Source organism: Acetivibrio sp. (assembly GCF_035371925.1).
Taxonomy (GTDB): Bacteria; Bacillota; Clostridia; order Acetivibrionales; family Acetivibrionaceae; genus Hungateiclostridium.
This window is the reverse complement of record NZ_DAORXT010000066.1, coordinates 1-16,339: the sequence shown is the minus strand read 5'-3', so window position 1 is coordinate 16,339 and position 16,339 is coordinate 1. Positions and strand designations below refer to the sequence as shown.

Annotated in this window: 19 protein-coding genes; 1 reads left to right on the top strand and 18 read right to left on the bottom strand. The window is 37.6% G+C overall.

Annotated features, from left to right (window positions below):
* The 16 genes from spoIIIAF to PLH43_RS09580 all read right to left on the bottom strand — a co-directional run.
* A partial coding sequence (gene spoIIIAF, locus PLH43_RS09655) for a stage III sporulation protein AF (RefSeq protein ID WP_324362522.1) occupies positions 1-225 on the bottom strand: 225 nt, incomplete at its 3' end.
* Between the two features lie 23 nt (positions 226-248).
* The gene (gene spoIIIAE, locus PLH43_RS09650) at positions 249-1,478 is read right to left on the bottom strand and encodes a stage III sporulation protein AE (protein WP_324362520.1); all 1,230 of its coding nucleotides are present in this window, start codon (positions 1,476-1,478) and stop codon (positions 249-251) included.
* 58 nt (positions 1,479-1,536) lie between these two features.
* Positions 1,537-1,923 carry a stage III sporulation protein AD gene (gene spoIIIAD / locus PLH43_RS09645; protein WP_324362518.1) on the bottom strand — a complete coding sequence of 129 codons (387 nt, stop codon included), beginning with the start codon at positions 1,921-1,923 and terminating at the stop codon, positions 1,537-1,539.
* 24 nt (positions 1,924-1,947) lie between these two features.
* Positions 1,948-2,142 (bottom strand): stage III sporulation protein AC, encoded by a 195-nt coding sequence (gene spoIIIAC / locus PLH43_RS09640; RefSeq protein WP_069193630.1) that lies wholly within the window; start codon positions 2,140-2,142, stop codon positions 1,948-1,950.
* Positions 2,143-2,246: 104 nt separating this feature from the next.
* Positions 2,247-2,768 carry a stage III sporulation protein SpoIIIAB gene (spoIIIAB, locus tag PLH43_RS09635; RefSeq protein WP_324362512.1) on the bottom strand — a complete coding sequence of 174 codons (522 nt, stop codon included), beginning with the start codon at positions 2,766-2,768 and terminating at the stop codon, positions 2,247-2,249.
* Positions 2,769-2,770: 2 nt separating this feature from the next.
* On the bottom strand, positions 2,771-3,781 hold the full coding sequence (spoIIIAA, locus tag PLH43_RS09630; RefSeq protein WP_324362510.1) for a stage III sporulation protein AA: 1,011 nt from the start codon (positions 3,779-3,781) through the stop codon (positions 2,771-2,773).
* A 152-nt stretch (positions 3,782-3,933) separates the two neighbouring features.
* The gene (locus tag PLH43_RS09625) at positions 3,934-4,344 is read right to left on the bottom strand and encodes a CD1247 N-terminal domain-containing protein (RefSeq protein WP_324362508.1); all 411 of its coding nucleotides are present in this window, start codon (positions 4,342-4,344) and stop codon (positions 3,934-3,936) included.
* A gap of 135 nt (positions 4,345-4,479) precedes the next feature.
* Positions 4,480-5,037, bottom strand: coding sequence for an elongation factor P (gene efp / locus PLH43_RS09620; protein ID WP_324362507.1), 558 nt, complete (start codon positions 5,035-5,037; stop codon positions 4,480-4,482).
* A 215-nt stretch (positions 5,038-5,252) separates the two neighbouring features.
* Positions 5,253-6,332 carry an aminopeptidase P family protein gene (locus PLH43_RS09615; protein ID WP_324362505.1) on the bottom strand — a complete coding sequence of 360 codons (1,080 nt, stop codon included), beginning with the start codon at positions 6,330-6,332 and terminating at the stop codon, positions 5,253-5,255.
* Between the two features lie 46 nt (positions 6,333-6,378).
* The gene (gene aroQ, locus PLH43_RS09610) at positions 6,379-6,807 is read right to left on the bottom strand and encodes a type II 3-dehydroquinate dehydratase (protein WP_324362502.1); all 429 of its coding nucleotides are present in this window, start codon (positions 6,805-6,807) and stop codon (positions 6,379-6,381) included.
* Positions 6,785-7,666, bottom strand: a complete 882-nt coding sequence (locus tag PLH43_RS09605; protein ID WP_324362500.1) for a TIM barrel protein — start codon at positions 7,664-7,666, stop codon at positions 6,785-6,787. The genes aroQ and PLH43_RS09605 overlap by 23 nt, the downstream gene beginning before the upstream one ends.
* A 136-nt stretch (positions 7,667-7,802) precedes the next feature.
* On the bottom strand, positions 7,803-8,069 hold the full coding sequence (locus PLH43_RS09600) for a late competence development ComFB family protein (protein ID WP_324362498.1): 267 nt from the start codon (positions 8,067-8,069) through the stop codon (positions 7,803-7,805).
* 187 nt (positions 8,070-8,256) lie between these two features.
* Positions 8,257-9,102, bottom strand: a complete 846-nt coding sequence (locus tag PLH43_RS09595; protein WP_324362496.1) for a prepilin peptidase — start codon at positions 9,100-9,102, stop codon at positions 8,257-8,259.
* Between the two features lie 92 nt (positions 9,103-9,194).
* Positions 9,195-10,874 carry a GspE/PulE family protein gene (locus PLH43_RS09590; protein ID WP_324362494.1) on the bottom strand — a complete coding sequence of 560 codons (1,680 nt, stop codon included), beginning with the start codon at positions 10,872-10,874 and terminating at the stop codon, positions 9,195-9,197.
* Between the two features lie 67 nt (positions 10,875-10,941).
* Positions 10,942-11,838, bottom strand: coding sequence for a shikimate dehydrogenase (locus tag PLH43_RS09585; RefSeq protein WP_324362492.1), 897 nt, complete (start codon positions 11,836-11,838; stop codon positions 10,942-10,944).
* A 62-nt stretch (positions 11,839-11,900) separates the two neighbouring features.
* Complete coding sequence (locus PLH43_RS09580; RefSeq protein ID WP_324362490.1) at positions 11,901-12,401, bottom strand: YqeG family HAD IIIA-type phosphatase; 501 nt, start codon at positions 12,399-12,401, stop codon at positions 11,901-11,903.
* Between the two features lie 309 nt (positions 12,402-12,710).
* Here PLH43_RS09580 and PLH43_RS09575 point away from each other — a divergent pair, with 309 nt between their 5' ends.
* The gene (locus PLH43_RS09575) at positions 12,711-13,781 is read left to right on the top strand and encodes a branched-chain amino acid aminotransferase (protein WP_324362489.1); all 1,071 of its coding nucleotides are present in this window, start codon (positions 12,711-12,713) and stop codon (positions 13,779-13,781) included.
* A gap of 384 nt (positions 13,782-14,165) precedes the next feature.
* On the opposite strand, the gene PLH43_RS09570 is transcribed toward PLH43_RS09575, so the two are convergent.
* Positions 14,166-15,530 (bottom strand): DUF4183 domain-containing protein, encoded by a 1,365-nt coding sequence (locus tag PLH43_RS09570; protein WP_324362487.1) that lies wholly within the window; start codon positions 15,528-15,530, stop codon positions 14,166-14,168.
* A 111-nt stretch (positions 15,531-15,641) separates the two neighbouring features.
* Positions 15,642-16,010, bottom strand: coding sequence for a DUF4183 domain-containing protein (locus PLH43_RS09565; RefSeq protein ID WP_324362485.1), 369 nt, complete (start codon positions 16,008-16,010; stop codon positions 15,642-15,644).
* Between the last annotated feature and the right edge of the window lie 329 nt (positions 16,011-16,339).

Here is a 16,339-nt window from a genome sequence, read left to right as displayed (position 1 = left end):
CTTTTTATCTATGTAATTACTTCCGGCCATATGAAACTCCGTAAGATCAATTCCATTTCCAAACAACTGAAGGAGTGGATTTATAAGCCCGATTACCAGAATAAAACCAGTAACCAGATTTACAATCTTCCTTACCTTCCCGGAAGGTATCAGCATCTCTATCAACATAATAAACACTACTAAAGTCACAATATTTAAAACCCAGCTTCTTAGAAACTCTATCATTCTTTTCCTCCGTTTGTTAAAATTTATCTTATCATTGTACTGATGTTGCTGGCCAATATCAGTGCTGTAACTGTGATTAGAAACATAAATGCTACCGATGCTGCAATTCCTAGAATATAGGACATGGAACTGGCAACAGCACTTATGCATTTAATAATTCGCCCTTCTGCCAAAGGTTCCAAAAGTACGCAGCTTATTCTGTACAAAAGGATGACTGCAAGCATTTCCAATAGCGGTAGAACGCATATAACTATAATTCCTATCATAATAGCTACTCCCACCGCATTTTTAATCAAAAGGGCACAGCCAATTACTGCATCGGCAGCATCGGCCAAGTATTTTCCCGCCACGGGAACAAATGTACTTATGGCAAATTTGGCAGTTTTGCTTGTCACACCGTCAACAACTGCTCCTAAAGCGCCCTGAAGCGATACTATCGCCACAAAGATCGTAAGAATAAACCCCAATGTCCATTGGGTTATATTTTTTAAAAAACCGGCAAGTCTTGATATCTGAATCTTATCGGATATATTGTCCACTATGGATATAATTGTGGACAGTACGATAAGGGGTATAAGTATATTCTTTATTATTGTGGCGCTGACTTGTACTACCATTATGAGTATAGGCTGCAAAACTCCTCCCGATGAAACGTTTCCGGATGATATGATTAGTGTCACTAAAACCGGTATCGATGAGTACATAAAGTATACCATCCGGTCTATTATATCTGTTCCGGCCTTTACCACGGAGCTGAAGCTTACCAAAAGTATGGACACCAGCACTATATAGCACACGTAAAAAGCCAGTTCTCCAACTCCTTTGTTTAGAAAAGATGTCTGAAGATTATTGAGGACTGCACACAGCGCCACCAATACTGTAAGTTTTATCAGTATGTTGATATTCAAATAGATCTCTTCAAAAAGATAGTTTAAAATTCTGTTTGCTATACCCGGCACGTCAAATTGTAACTGTCCTTTTGCCACATCCCGGATTATTCTCTCTGGGTCATAGCCCGGCAAAATTTCTCCAATTTTTTCATTCTTGTATTTTTCAAGCTCTTTCTTAAGAAAATCCACCTCATCCGTCTCAATCTGTTCTTCCATAATTCTTTCCTCAACGCTTTGGTCGTCGGTATATGCCCCATCCTGCTCGTACGCATATATCGGCAAAAAAGCAAAGCATAAGACTAACAATACACCGGCAAGAATGAATGCTAAAAAACATTTGACAGAATATCTTTTGTTTTTCATACACCTTTTCCCCATTCAAATAAATTTTAAATAATTAAAATTTCGTCCCTTTCTTGATTTATGGCATAACACTGATTATAAGGTCCAACAGGGAAGTTATTATAGGTACTGCCATTACAACAATAATTACTTTTCCTGCAAGCTCAACTTTTGATGCAATTGCCCCCTCTCCAGCATCCCTGCACACCTCGGCACCAAATTCGGCAATATAGGCAATACCCACAATCTTTAAAAGGGTATTTATATAAACCATGTCAATGTTCACTTTCTCAGCATAACTGTTTAACAGGTCCACAACTGCCGTAATCTTTCCCAGTATAACGAGAAATATGATTATTCCCGTAACAAGACTTACTTGCAATGCCATCTCGGGCCTGTGGGCTTTAAGAAGCAAAGCGATTACTGTAGCAACCAATGCCAAACCTATAATCTGAAATATTTCCATTTTTATCATCCGCCTCTTGCAATCTTAAAACTGAAACAGTGTTTTTACTGTATCAAACAGGTTGGCTATTTCCTTGACTATCATCATCAATACCACAACCAATCCTGCTAATGTGGTCATCATGGCCTGTTCTTCCCTTCCTGACTTGTTTAACAATGCATTCAAAACAGATACCAGAATTCCTATTGCCGCTATTCTAAAAATCAAATCTATATTCATATCTGTTTTTCTCCTCCGTGTTTTACTTTTGATTGGCGACCCTTTTCCAAACCGGAACCAAGTCTGCCTCTTATAGTACAAGTATATTCATGGCTTCTTAAAAATTAGAACAATATTATGATTATTGCCAGACCACCAAGTATTCCCAAATTTCTGTACATGGCTTCATTCTTTGCTCTCAGCTCTTCTGCCTTTTGCTCCTGAAGTTTTAGCTGATTAATTGTAAGCCGTATGTTTTTTATCTGTCCGTCAACATCTGAGCTTCCCAGCATTTTTCCGAAGGAAATAATTATTTCCTCATCCTCACTGTTTAAAGCCGTATTTTTTATATTTTCCTTCACAGCCTTGGCCCAAGCTTCACCGGCACTTATTCCTGCATCGCTTTCAAGGGCATCCACCGTACCTTTGAAAAAAGCTGCTACACCACTGTCGTCATACATGTATATTTTTGAAAAAGCATCTTTTAAAACATTGGACATAAAGCTTATCTCATTTTCAAATATTTGAAGATACCCTTGCAGGGCTCTTAGCTCTGATGGCCTTTTTGAGCATCGCCTCGAGTACATGTATCCTAAGAGACTGCTTGATATCAAAACAATAAGGCTTCCGACTATTTTTAACAGCATATTCATTCTCCTTTGTACAAAATACTCATATCAGTCCCGTCAATTATCTCTTCTACGGTGCCGGGACCCTTTCTGGCACTCAAAACTATATATCTTTCAAACATCTTTTCTTCTATCAGGCTTAAGACTTCTTTCCGGCTCTTTAATTCCGAAATATTGTATCCGTGCGCCGTGGATATTACTTTCACCCCTGCATTAAATACTTGAATCAGAGCATCCTTGTCGCCCTGGTTTCCAATTTCATCCGTTACAATCACATCCGGAGACATGGCCCTTAGCATCATTACCATGCCAATCTGTTTGGGACATGCATCAAGCACATCGGTTCTCGTCCCAACCCTGTTTTGTGGCACCCCTTTGTAGCATGCCGCAATCTCCGAACGTTCGTCTATAACTCCCACCTTAAGTCCTTTAAACCCCATTTCGTCAATACCGTCACTGATAGCCCGCGTTATGTCCCTAAGCAAGGTGGTCTTTCCGCATTGGGGGGGAGATACAATCAAAGTGTTGTACACATGTTTTTCATTTGTAACGATATATTTCAAAACTTTTGAGGAGCATCCGGCGACTTCCCTGGATATTCTTATATTAAGCCCGGAAACATCCTTGATGTTTTTTACGGTATCTCCATTTAAAACAACTCGTCCCACAATACCTACTCTATGGCCTCCCCTTATGGTTAAAAAACCGTTCCTTATTTCATCCTGAAAAGCATAAATGGAGTTTTCGCTTATAAGCTCCAGCGTTTTTGCTATCTGTTCCTGGCTGACATAAAATAGATTTATCCTGTTGGTAGTAAGCCTTCCATCCGAATTTACAAAGAAGCTTCCCGCGTCGTTCTGAATCATCAAAGGCTTGTTTGCCCTAAGTCTTATCTCTTCAGTGGTCATCAATTCCGTAAGCGGGATTCTTTTTAAAACATCTCTTATCGGCGGACAAATCATTCTTAAAATATCCTTTTCAAAGCTCTGTACTTTTTCAACATTAAAAACGAAATCTTCTTTTGCAGCCATAAAAGCCCCCCCTGTTTCACATATCCTCCGGCTAAAGCTTGTATTATTTGATATTTATTAATATTAGGATTTGTCCAATTTTATGACAAAAAAAAGAATAGACATGGAAATATACTTTCCATGTCCATTCTTTATATCAAGTATACTAAAATTTATTCTTTGTTTTCTTCCTCGCTACTGCAGTCTTCACAGTCGCAATCCCATTCAAAGGCTATTTCTTCATTGCAATAAGGACACTCAAAGGAATCGCTGTCACAGTCCAACATATCTTCGGTGAGGTCAAACACTTTGTTGCAATGAGGACACTCTATCTGCGCAATAAAGTCATCGTCATCTTGATCATCAAACAAGATTCTGGCAAACTCTTCCAAGTCCTCATCAATACTGTCAACCTGTTCTTCCAACTGCTCCTGAACCTCTTCGATATCTTCCACAGCCAGCGCAATATCATCAAGTACTTCAATCATTGCTTTTAAAAGCTTTCCTTCATTAGCCGAGTCGTCAATTTTCATACCCTCTGCAAGTCCCTTTAAATATGAGACTCTTTCCTTTATAAAACTCATAAAATACCTCCCGTATCTTTATTTAAATTAACCTCTATACTCTTTTAAGTATACCCAGGTCTGCCTTTAATACAAATTAAGTTGGAAGCGACCTTATGTATTGCCTTTACTTCCAACCCAAGTATATTATAACCGTTATACTCTTTCCATATACTCTCCGGTTCTGGTGTCAATTCTTATAACATCTCCTATGTTGACAAACAACGGAACCTTTATAGAAGCTCCAGTCTCAACAACGGCAGGCTTGGTTGCACCGGTGGCGGTATCACCTTTAAAGCCCGGCTCTGTCTCGGTTACTTCAAGCTCAACAAAGTTAGGAGGCTCTATTCCGAAAACATTACCTTTATGGGAAAGAATTTTTACAACAACATTCTCTTTTACAAACTTAAGAGAATCGCCGATTTTATCCTTACCCAGCGGCAGCTGCTCAAATGTCTCAACATCCATGAAATAATACAGGTCACCGTCATTATATAAATACTGCATGTCCTTTCTTTCAATATGGGCCTTTGGCATCTTGTCAGTCGGGTTAAAAGTCCTTTCAACAGTAGCACCTGTTACTATATTCTTTAACTTTGTCCTAACAAAAGCAGCTCCTTTACCCGGTTTAACGTGCTGGAACTCAACAACCTGAAATATCTGACCATCGAGCTCAAAAGTCGCTCCATTTCTAAAATCACCAGCTGAAATCATCTAAAATCCCTCCAAAAAATATTACTTAGAATACATAAGTCACAGGCCCTCTAAATACTTGTACCAGTACAATTGAGCTCTACTCCAACTTATGCATGTCTTTACTATTATCACAATTAATCTGTTATAATAAACCTATAGTTAATATTAAATTAAAATCGCAACTATTTCAAGATAAAATTTTCTTTTACAGTAAAAATATAAGCCATTTGTCCTCACAATACTATCATTTCCTTTTTCGATGCCGTCAAAACCTCAGGGCTGTTTCCATTTATTACTATCATGTCTTCAATTCTCACACCGCCAAGACCTTTGACATAAATACCGGGTTCTACAGTGACAACCATGCCGTCATCCATTATTATATCCCCCGAAGGTGAAAGTCTCGGATCTTCATGGATTTCAATGCCCACACCGTGTCCTAGTCCATGACCGAAATTAAATCCAAAACCTTCCTTATAAATAATATCTCTTGCTATGGCATCAATTTTTTTGCCTTCCAAGCCTTTTACAGCACCTTCCAGGGCAGTTTTTTGAGCTGTAAGAACAATGTTGTAAATCTTTACAAGCTCTTCTTTCGGCCTTCCCACAAAAACCGTTCTTGTCATATCCGAGCAATAACCTTCAAATATTGCTCCAAAATCCATCGTTACGGCATCTCCCAACTCAATCACCTTTTCCGTGGCCACTCCATGGGGAAGTGCCGAACGCTCTCCTGAAGCAACTATCGTATCAAAAGATGTACCCTTTGCCCCCTGCTTTTTCATAAAATACTCCAGTTCCGCAGCAATCTCTATCTCTTTCACTCCGGGCTTTATAAACCCTAGAACATGGCTTAGAGCATCATCTGCAATTTTCACAGCTCTTTTGATAATGTCAATCTCCGTTTGGTCTTTTTTCATTCTCAAGACTTCAACCATGCCTCCAAGGGGCTTTAACTCTTTTACCGAAAACTTTTCCTCAAATTCTTTAAACTTTTTATATGATGTATAATCTTCCTCAAATCCAAGTATTTCAATACCTTTTGACTTTAAAATATCATTTAGGAAAGAATAAATGCTGTCACTGTACTCCATCACTTCGAAAAGGGGAGCCTGAATCCTTGCCTGTTCTTTGTATCTAAAATCCGTCACCAGCACAGCATCCTTTTGTGTAATTATCAGGTAGGCAAAACTACCTGTAAATCCCGAAAGATAAAAATAATTTGCACTTTTTGCAATTATTGCGGCATCAATTCCCTTTTCTTTTAACTTCAATCTTAAATTATCAAGTCTCTTTCCTGTCTGATTTTCCATTAAATCACCTTTCCCGTTAAGTTTTCAAACTTTTATAAGAGCATAACTACATCATCAGGGCAGCATTAAGTGCAAGTATGTATCCATTACTTCCAAATCCGCAAATCTGGCCCACGCATACAGGAGCAATTACCGACTTGCTTCTAAATTCTTCCCTTGCATGGATATTTGAAAGATGAAGCTCAATTGTAGGAATTTCAACTGCTTTTATGGCATCTCTTATTGCAATGCTGTAATGGGTATAAGCTCCGGGATTGATTATAATAACATCAATTTTCCCCCTTGCCTCATGTATTTTGTCAATTATCTCGCCCTCATGATTGGTTTGAATGAAGCTCAAATCAACATTCAGTTTTATTGCTTCGGCATTCATTTTTCTGGCAATGTCCTCTAAAGTTTCCTCACCGTAAATATGCTTTTCCCTGGTCCCCAAAAGATTTAAGTTGGGACCGTTAATTACAAGTACTTTCTTCATTTTGCATCCCCTCTGCAATTTTATTGTATATTTTCTTAAGTTTTAAAGCATCTTCAGCCATATTGGCCCTTGATTCACAAATAATTACCGGATTCATTTTCTTTTTAAAAATCACCTCGGCCAAATAGGAAAACTCAGGACCAAACTGCGTATCGTCAATACTTAAGTGTCTCCTCTCTCCGCCTTTTGTAAATTCAACCCTGCTGAAGTGGCAATGAAGCTCCCGTACTCTCTCGACCCCCAGAGAGTTTTCCAGCAAATTTATTACTCTTTCAAAGTCGTAAACAGAATTAAGACTTCCCTGCCCTCTTGCATGAATATGGGCAAAATCAATTGTCGGAGAAAGTCTTTCATTGTTTTTGCACATTTCAATTATTTCCTCTAAAGATCCGATTTGGTTGTTTTTCCCCAAAACCTCCGGGCAAAGCATTACATCTCCGATACCGAGGCTGTCTGCCTCTTTTAGCACTTCACCGAATAACCTGGCGGATGTCTCAAGAGCCCATTTTTTATCAACCTTGCTGTACGAACCTGTGTGCACGACTATTCTCTTTGCTCCCATCCATTTTGCAAGCCTCATGCACTCAATTATATATCCTTTGGATTTTGTCCTTTTTTCCTCCTCAAGGCTTGCCATATTTATATAATAAGGCGCGTGAATACTTAAGAATATATCGTTTTTTTGCGCCTCCTGCCCTATTTTCTCCGCCATCTCCCTGCTAATATTAACACCTCTGTTGCACTGATACTCGTAAGCATCAAGGCCCATCTCAGAAAGCCACTTAGGCATTTCAACAGAGGATTTGTGGCCCTCTTTGTAGAAGCTTTCAGAATTGCCTGAAGGTCCAAATCTAACCAAGAACAATCACCCATAAAAAATATTATGCTCCAATCTTAAAGATTAAAGCATAATATTATTATAACTAATGATTAACCGTTTTAAAACACCAATCATTTTTTCACAGATTTTATTGTATTATTAAAATTTGGCTGTCTCAATCATGCCTTGGATTTCTCTTAACCATTACCGCAGCCTTGGTCAAGGCAGAAATCACATCCACTTCGAACTGCTGCTTTAAAGAATTGACTTTCGAATACAGTTCCCCTTTATCGGTCACAATGTATTTCGGAGGCAAATCATTGAGTGCTATGGCTGCTATATCCATTTTACATTTTTCGCATGTACACACATTAATGTCCTCAAGAACTTCCTTCATCAACGAAAGAACTACCTCTTCCATATAGTTTTTTATTTGACTCATTTTGATTTCCTCCCTTTTTTGGTGATTTGGAGAATATGCAATGCTTTTTACGCAGCAATTTTCTCAAAACATTACAAATGCACCTTTTTAAGCTTTATCTCATAATAGATATCGGAAACATAGCTCATTACTTTAATTAATTCAAAAACCAATTAAACCCTGCGGTTTTGAGCCTGTAGAATCTATACTAATATAGAGGCAAAGAACCTATATACCAGTTCAAAAGCTCCCATCCGAAAAGATAGGTACAAAAGGTACCGATTACAATAAAGGGTCCAAAAACAAAAGTGCTCTTTCTGTCCTTCTTTTTGAGTAAAAGCAATATAATGCTAATAACTCCGGCTGTAACAAAAGATATAAAGAGTGTCATTATGGTCATTTTCCATCCAAGAAACAGGCCTATCGGAGCAAACAGCTTGATATCACCGCCGCCCATTGCTTCATCGGTTTTGTAAACCAAATAACCCAAAACTCCTATCAACAATAAAAATCCGAATCCTATAAGCGCACCCAGCAGAGGATTCCACCAATTGCGGTCTCCATAAATGTCAACCGGTCTTAAGATATTATAGACAAAAAGCGGCACTCCTCCGATTAAAGCTGCTATCACAAGCCCGTTGGGAATAATCATATGGTCCACATCGGTAAAGAACACTGCTATGAGTATGGACATAAGATAAGCTGATGCCAAAAAGTCCACAGTCAGCCCAAACTTCCAAAGCAAAATAACATAAACAACAGATGTCAGCATTTCAACCAAAGCATATCTCGGTGAAATCTTTTCGCCGCAGTACCTGCATCTGCCTCTTAAAAATACATAACTAAAAACAGGTACAAGGTCCAACACACCAAGCGTGTGTCCGCATTTCATACAATGGGACCGCGGCTTAACAATGGATTCATTATTTGGTATCCTGTAAATGCAAACATTTAGAAAAGAACCGATAAACAGCCCGAAAAGAGCTACAAAAACGTAGCAAAAAACCGTAAATCCCGTTCCAAAAAAAATCCTCAAATCTAATAAAGTTTCCATTTCATATTCCTCTTCTGTGTTTTTATTTGTATAGTTTCAATATATATTATATAGAAAGACAAGTCAATTTCAAATTATCTTTATAATCCATCTTAAGAAAACAGTATTCTCGACATTTCGCAAGCAGTAGTTTTTCCCTCAAGAACAAGCTGCTTTGCATTATCCTTTAAAGTCTTCATTCCCCTCAAATTCAAAACTTCAGACTTTTTTAGATTTTCTTTTGCGTCAAGTCCCATTATGATTTTTCTTATATTTTTATCCACATTCATTATCTCAAAAACTCCCAATCTCCCTTTGTATCCGGTGCCTGAACACTCCATGCATCCGCTTCCCGAACAGAGCTCCAAAGGGGCTTTCATCTCAAGAAGGGAAAGCTCTTCATCTGTTGCAGAATGCTTCTTTATGCAGCATTGACAAATTTTTCGCACAAGTCTTTGGGAAATTACTCCTACCAGAGAAGATGCAATATAAAACGGCTCTATTCCCATTTCCACAAGCGTTAATACCGCCTCCAAAGCATTACAGGCATTAAAAGCTCCAAGTACCAGATGACCGCTAATTGCAGCTTTTACAGCCATTTCAGCCGTTTTTGCATCTTTTATGTCTCCAATCATAATTACATCGGGTCTTTGCTCTAAAATTGAACTTAAACCCTTTTCATAAGTCAAGCCCGTCTTACTGTTAACCTGAACATGGCTTACCCCTTCAATAACGTACTCAACAGGGTCTTCAATGGTAATTATATGTACATTCGGATTATTAATCTCATTTATGGCAGCATACAAAGTTGTAGTTTTTCCGCTTCCGGCAGGACCTGTTACCAAAATCAAGCCCTGAGGACTCTTTATCATTTTATCGAATTTCACAAGGTCTTCCCGAGTCATCCCCAGTTTTTCCCTAGGAATGACAGAAGTCTTTTTATCTACAATACGGATTGCTATTTTTTCTCCAAAAACAGTGGGAAGAATCGATACCTTAAGATTGTAATCCTTTTGGCCTAGACTTACTAAAACTCTTCCTTCTTGCGGTGTTGCCTTTTCGTTTGGATTCATACCGCATATGGCCTTTATTCTTGTCAAAATTCCGCTTAACATATCCATTTCGTCTGTCATAACTTCATGCATCTGTCCGTCGGTTCTAAACCTTATTTTTAATGTATTTTGCGAAGGCTCGATATGTATATCGCTCGATTGGCTTCTTATCGCCTGCTCTATTATAGAATCCACAAGCCTTAAGGCTGATTCGCTGTCTTCCTCAAGACTGTCTGTTTCTATCGCTTCATCGTCGATTTTAAACAAAATACCCTTTTCTTTTACAGGCTCCACTAAGATATGCTGTATTTTGTAATACTTTTCTATGGCATTTTTTATTGACGAGGAAAAATCAACTACAGGCACAACCTTCATACCCGTATAAGATTCAATATCATCAATGGCAAACACATTTAAAGGGTCACTCATCGCAACCGTAAGGACACCATCTTTTTGGGCTATGGGAATCAACTCGTACCTTCTTGCAAGTCTTTCGGGGACCAGATTGCAAACAGCGGGGTCAATGTTGTATTCCTCAAGAACCACACGGGAAATACCCATTTTATTCTCCAAACCCCGCATTATATCTTCTTCGGAAACAATTCCCTCAGAAACCAGCAAAACACCAAGCTTTTTTCCGGTAGCTTTCTGAAGTTTTAAAGCTCTATCCAATTCTTCTTTTGAAACAAGTCCTTCTTCCAGTAAAAGGTCGCCAAGCTTCTTCCTGATCTGCTTTTGCATAAACTCACTCCCTGGATTTTTATCCCCGAGACATTTTACGGACAAATATTTGCAGCTTGTGTTTCAATTATTTAGACGACTTGACTTTTAAATATTTTTTGAAAGAATCATAAACACTTTTTAGTATATCCTCAGTAAGCTTGACACCTGTCCAAATTTCATAAGCACTTATTCCTTGATAGAAGAGCATTCCAAGCCCGTTGACGGTCTTTGCTCCCATTTTTTCTGCATCTTTTAAAAATTTGGTTTTTTCAGGATTATAAATTACATCATACACAATCTGTTTTTTATTGAAGCATTCACTGAATTTAATCGGTGTTTCCCGAGTTTTCGGGTACATGCCCACAGAAGTAGTGTTAATAATAATATCGCTTTCCTCAAAAGCCATCCTGAAGGTTTTGTCTTCAAAATTGTACACCTGAACTATCTCTTTTACATTTTCATTCACAACATCTGCAAGCTCAATGGCTTTCTCGGCGGTACGGTTTACAAGACTGATTTTTTCCGCATCCTCTCCGGCAATTTTAACGGCAATTGCACGAGCCACTCCTCCGGCTCCTATAAGTACAACCTTTTTGCCTTTAAAGCCCACACCCGTCTCCTCTTTAAATGACCTTAGAAAACCTTCCGCATCGGTGTTATAGCCATACAAGCGGCCGTCAATCTTCTTTACCGTATTTACCGCTCCCATTAATATGGATTCCTTTGTATTTTCATCAAGATACTTCATTATGTCCCTCTTGTAGGGAATTGTAACGTTGAAACCTATAAAATCCAATGATTTCAGAGCTTTCACCACTGTCTCAAGATCCGCCTTCTTGACCGCCAGAGGAACATAAACAATATCAAGCCCCAAAAGCGTACTCAATGAATTATGAAGCTCGGGTGATATGGAATGCTCAACGGGATTTCCAACAAGCCCCAACAATCTTGTCTTTCCTGTTACCCTGACATCGATATCCATAGACTTTCCTCTCTCCATTATTCAGTTTATTTTATAATGATAAATTGTGTTTTTTCCAATTTTTAGTTTTTCCTATTTTTCATTTTTGCAAGAACAATTTTTTCAGCGATTCTTTTCAGTCTGACAAAAAAATACTCTCTTTTGTCTATCGGATTGACCAGTATCGTAAACACATCAACCTTGTTTCCCCCATATATATCGGTAAAAATCTGGTCTCCGATTACAGCTGTTTCCGAGGCTTTTGTATTCATTATTTCCATAGCTTTCAGAAATGACTTTCTGTTTGGTTTTGAAGCCCTATGGATGACATCAACATTGAGTTTGTCGTTAAATTTAACCACACGCTTTTCAGAAGCATTTGATACAATACAAACCCTAAATCCCATTTTCTTAACCTTTTCAATCCAAGCTATCGCATTTTCATCTGCTTCTTCCATATGCTCAGGTACAAGCGTATTGTCTATGTCAAGAATAAGACCTTTAATATTTTTTTTAATTAGAAAATCCAGGTCAATATCCTGTACTCTGTTTGCCTGCAAATCCGGATAAAATTTTTCCAGCATTTTTCTCCTCCAACTCATTATTCAGTTCATAAAAATATGATAAACATTAACCGAACATACTAATCAATAAGCTATAACTATAATAGCAATAATGTAACACCATAGCAACAAAAACGTTGTGTTACGGTGAATTATTTTTTTCTCAAAGTTTAAAAGTACTGGATTTTTGAAAAAAAAAGTAGCATAATAGAGATTAGATTCCGGGTTAAAGAATCAAATCATTATTATCATATGCGCAAATAAATATTGGAATATTCACATTCCGAATATTTTTATTTTAATGTTATTATTGAAAGGGGTTAAATAAATATGTCCTACCAAATTAGTATTCAAAAAACTCAAAATCCGAAAAGCAAGCCTGACCAGAATAATTTAGGCTTTGGCCAGATCTTTACCGACCACATGTTTATAATGGATTATACTGAAGGCAAAGGCTGGCACGACCCAAGAATTGTTCCCTACGGACCTCTTTCCTTGGACCCCAGTACAATGGTATTCCATTACGGTCAGGCAGTCTTCGAAGGATTAAAAGCTTACAAAACACCGGAAGGGAAAATCCTTCTTTTCAGACCAAAAAAGAACATGGAAAGAATCAATATTTCAAATGACAGGCTGTGCATACCTCATATAGACGTTGATTTCGCCGTAGAGGCATGCAAAACTCTTGTAAGTGTAGATAAAGACTGGATTCCCGAAGCTGAAGGTACTTCTCTCTACATCCGTCCGTTTATAATTGCCACCGACCCATACCTTGGTGTAAGACCGTCATGGACATACAAATTCATAATCATTCTTTCCCCTGTAGGAGCTTACTATAAAGAAGGAATCAATCCTGTAAAAATATATGTTGAAAACGAGTATGTCCGTGCCGTAAAGGGAGGTATAGGTTATTCAAAAACTCCCGGCAACTATGCCGCAAGCCTTATAGCACAGGTTAAGGCAAAGGAAATTGGTTATACCCAGGTACTCTGGCTTGACGGAATCGAGAAAAAGTATGTTGAAGAAGTAGGTACCATGAATGTATTTTTCAAAATCAACGATGAAGTTATCACACCATCCCTCGAAGGCAGTATCCTGGCCGGAATAACCCGTCAATCTACAATTGAGCTTCTTAGAGCATCCGGTGTAAAAGTAACGGAAAGAAAAATAAGCATACAGGAAATTTACGACGCTCATGCTGCAGGAACTCTCAAAGAAGCTTTCGGTACCGGAACGGCTGCAGTAATTTCACCTATCGGTGAATTAAACTGGAACGGTAATATAATAGAAATAAATGGCGGAAAAATCGGAGAAACATCCGCGTTTGTTTACGATACTATCACAGGCATTCAAAGCGGAAAGAAAGAAGATACCTTCGGATGGATTGAGGAAGTAAAATAATATTAGCATATATTTTAGCATATATTTTTCAAAAGCAGGTGATTTTCTCATCTGCTTTTTTATTTGGCCTCTTGGAATGAAATGAAAGAGGCAAAAGCGAAGGGACTCGATGTCCCGAGCTTTTATTGTATAGAAAAATTTGCTTTTTATTGAGTGTATCAAGCAAAGCCAAGCCGTACTTGTGGGTAAGAGTTCTGTACGAATAAAAAAAAGACAGTTTCGCTACATAAAAAGCCGAAAAATGAGGGTTCCGCGATATGAGCCATATTGATTTGATGAGAGGAAGCAAGCAATAACCGGGAACCCTTATTTCAATAATTTATAGGCATTATAAGCGGTAAAACTTCCAACTTTTTGACGGGCATGATAATAGATATGTACAGACTAATAACAGTTTGAGTAAGAAACACTGATAAATTGCAGGCAAATAGGTGCACCTTTTAAAGGTCGATCCCTGGTATTTACAGTAAGTAACCCCTTTTGAACCGAATAACTGCCAGACGGTTGGAGCACAGCATTTATAAAAAGGTTGCAATAGGAAGCTTTTTTGGGATCTAATATACCTTTATTTCCATACATTTTCAATTCATCTTTATTGGTATATGTATTTTTTTCATGGGCCAAAGCAGTATATGTATAAGTCTTTGCTTTAAGAATTTTGCCGTAAACATCTCTGATGGTTATGTACTCCAATGTAATAGGAACACCTTTTTGAGGTATGTCGGAAGTCAGTAAAGTCAGAAGCTCTTTTTCCACCGAATAGTTAATTGCCGGTTGCAATACTCCGTTGATATACAAATTGACAAAGGAAACTTGTTGAGGGTCGATAATACCTTTATTTCCGTAAAATTTTAGCTCGTCTTCGCTGGTAAATTTCTTCTTCGTACCGTCGGAAATTGCATTGTAGTAATATATTTCCCCAGGAAAAACCATACCCCTTTTATCTTTAAAAGTAACAAAATTGATTGCAATAGGAGCGTTTTTTTGCGGTGCATCTTCTGTTTTTAATGTAAGAACTCCCCTTTTTATATCATAATTTGCACTTGGCTGAAGAACCCCATTAACATAAAGAGAAGAATATGAAACCTCGCGAGGATCAAGAATACCCCGGTTGCCGTATTCGGTTAATTCATCCTTATCGGTATATGTCTTTTTAATTCCGTCTGATAAAGCATTATATTGATAAACTTCAGCTCTAATAATTTCGTCTTTAAAAAAAATACTGAATTCTTTTGTAAAAGAACACTGATGGAATATTTTAGTAACTTTAATACATTCTTTTTTTATTTCAAAATTTCCAACATCCTGCGATGGTTTTTCAATTACAGGAACAATCAAGTCTACTTGGGCCTCAGAATAAGCAATAATACCAAACATTACTTTTATATTTGCATTGATTAAATTGCTTTTTAAAAAAACCTGACCGATGTAACAGTTAAAATCATATACTTTGAATGATATCTCAGTTCCTTTTGGGGCGTATAGATAAAAATTTTTAAATAACTTAAAAGGTATTGGCTCACAAATACGTTCCTCATTTGCAAAAACGGAAATATACCCTTTTATCTCTACAGAAAAATTATCTACATACTCAATTTTCCCTGAAGGTAAGTGTACTTGTTTTTGAACAGCCTTGGTGCAAGGTTTCTTTATGGTAAAATTAACGGCATTGGGTTTGTACGGATCTAAAATGTTTCCGTCTTTATCCGTAATATAGCAATTAATATCCGGTAACCTCGTGCTGCCCATAACTCACACTCCAAGTTAAACTTGTAGAATAATTTTGGCATTTTTCATATATTTTCAAAATTGTATCCGAAATAAAAGGGTGTAACCCGATGGCCCACCCTTTTCTCTTCGTCAGGTTGTTATTGTAGTTGTAGAGTCTGCTTCCGGGGCGAAGTTCGTAACCACCAAAATAATTGGGGTGTCGTTTTGTATGGTACTTGCATCCGTTACTACTACATCGTTTGCCGAAACTGTATATAACGATTCTTGCTGCAGCACACCATTTATAAATAGTGAATAATACCCGTTGTTCTGTGTAACTAATGTAATGCTGCTTACCGGATCCCCTTGGTCATCTACAAAAGCATTTGCAGGAATGGTCAAAGTTCCTTGATCAAGGTGCTGCGGGTCAAAAGTATAAAAATACCTTTTCACATCTGGTTTTGTTAAAACAGAGGTTGCAGTTTCTGCCGTAATGGCAAGTTTAAATAATGTAGCCATTTTGTACACCTTCCTTTAGATTGATTGTTCTTGTCTTTACACTGTATAATATGTGCTTTACAGAAGAAAGGTGAACTGAAGAAGTTTCCGTTTAGGTTATTACTGTAAATTTAAATGTTAAAAGTATTCAATAAAAAATATCACTTATGAATCATATGCAGAAAGGTTAATAAAAATGCAGATAATTATACAGATTTTATCGAAAAATTTTAATGCCCAATGTATCTCTTTTCACACTAAATAAAATAATGAATATCTTTTAAATTGAAAAAACATACTTTTTGAAGCCCAGGAAAATTCGATTTTTTATACTAAATAAAAGGAAACCA

Coding starts and splice junctions, on each gene's coding strand:
- spoIIIAE (WP_324362520.1), bottom strand. CDS start 1,478: ATGAAAAACAAAAGATATTCTGTCAAATGTTTTTTAGCATTCATTCTT.
- spoIIIAD (WP_324362518.1), bottom strand. CDS start 1,923: ATGGAAATATTTCAGATTATAGGTTTGGCATTGGTTGCTACAGTAATC.
- spoIIIAC (WP_069193630.1), bottom strand. CDS start 2,142: ATGAATATAGATTTGATTTTTAGAATAGCGGCAATAGGAATTCTGGTA.
- spoIIIAB (WP_324362512.1), bottom strand. CDS start 2,768: ATGCTGTTAAAAATAGTCGGAAGCCTTATTGTTTTGATATCAAGCAGT.
- spoIIIAA (WP_324362510.1), bottom strand. CDS start 3,781: ATGGCTGCAAAAGAAGATTTCGTTTTTAATGTTGAAAAAGTACAGAGC.
- PLH43_RS09625 (WP_324362508.1), bottom strand. CDS start 4,344: ATGAGTTTTATAAAGGAAAGAGTCTCATATTTAAAGGGACTTGCAGAG.
- efp (WP_324362507.1), bottom strand. CDS start 5,037: ATGATTTCAGCTGGTGATTTTAGAAATGGAGCGACTTTTGAGCTCGAT.
- PLH43_RS09615 (WP_324362505.1), bottom strand. CDS start 6,332: ATGGAAAATCAGACAGGAAAGAGACTTGATAATTTAAGATTGAAGTTA.
- aroQ (WP_324362502.1), bottom strand. CDS start 6,807: ATGAAGAAAGTACTTGTAATTAACGGTCCCAACTTAAATCTTTTGGGG.
- PLH43_RS09600 (WP_324362498.1), bottom strand. CDS start 8,069: ATGAGTCAAATAAAAAACTATATGGAAGAGGTAGTTCTTTCGTTGATG.
- PLH43_RS09595 (WP_324362496.1), bottom strand. CDS start 9,102: ATGGAAACTTTATTAGATTTGAGGATTTTTTTTGGAACGGGATTTACG.
- PLH43_RS09590 (WP_324362494.1), bottom strand. CDS start 10,874: ATGCAAAAGCAGATCAGGAAGAAGCTTGGCGACCTTTTACTGGAAGAA.
- PLH43_RS09585 (WP_324362492.1), bottom strand. CDS start 11,838: ATGGATATCGATGTCAGGGTAACAGGAAAGACAAGATTGTTGGGGCTT.
- PLH43_RS09580 (WP_324362490.1), bottom strand. CDS start 12,401: ATGCTGGAAAAATTTTATCCGGATTTGCAGGCAAACAGAGTACAGGAT.
- PLH43_RS09575 (WP_324362489.1), top strand. CDS start 12,711: ATGTCCTACCAAATTAGTATTCAAAAAACTCAAAATCCGAAAAGCAAG.
- PLH43_RS09570 (WP_324362487.1), bottom strand. CDS start 15,530: ATGGGCAGCACGAGGTTACCGGATATTAATTGCTATATTACGGATAAA.
- PLH43_RS09565 (WP_324362485.1), bottom strand. CDS start 16,010: ATGGCTACATTATTTAAACTTGCCATTACGGCAGAAACTGCAACCTCT.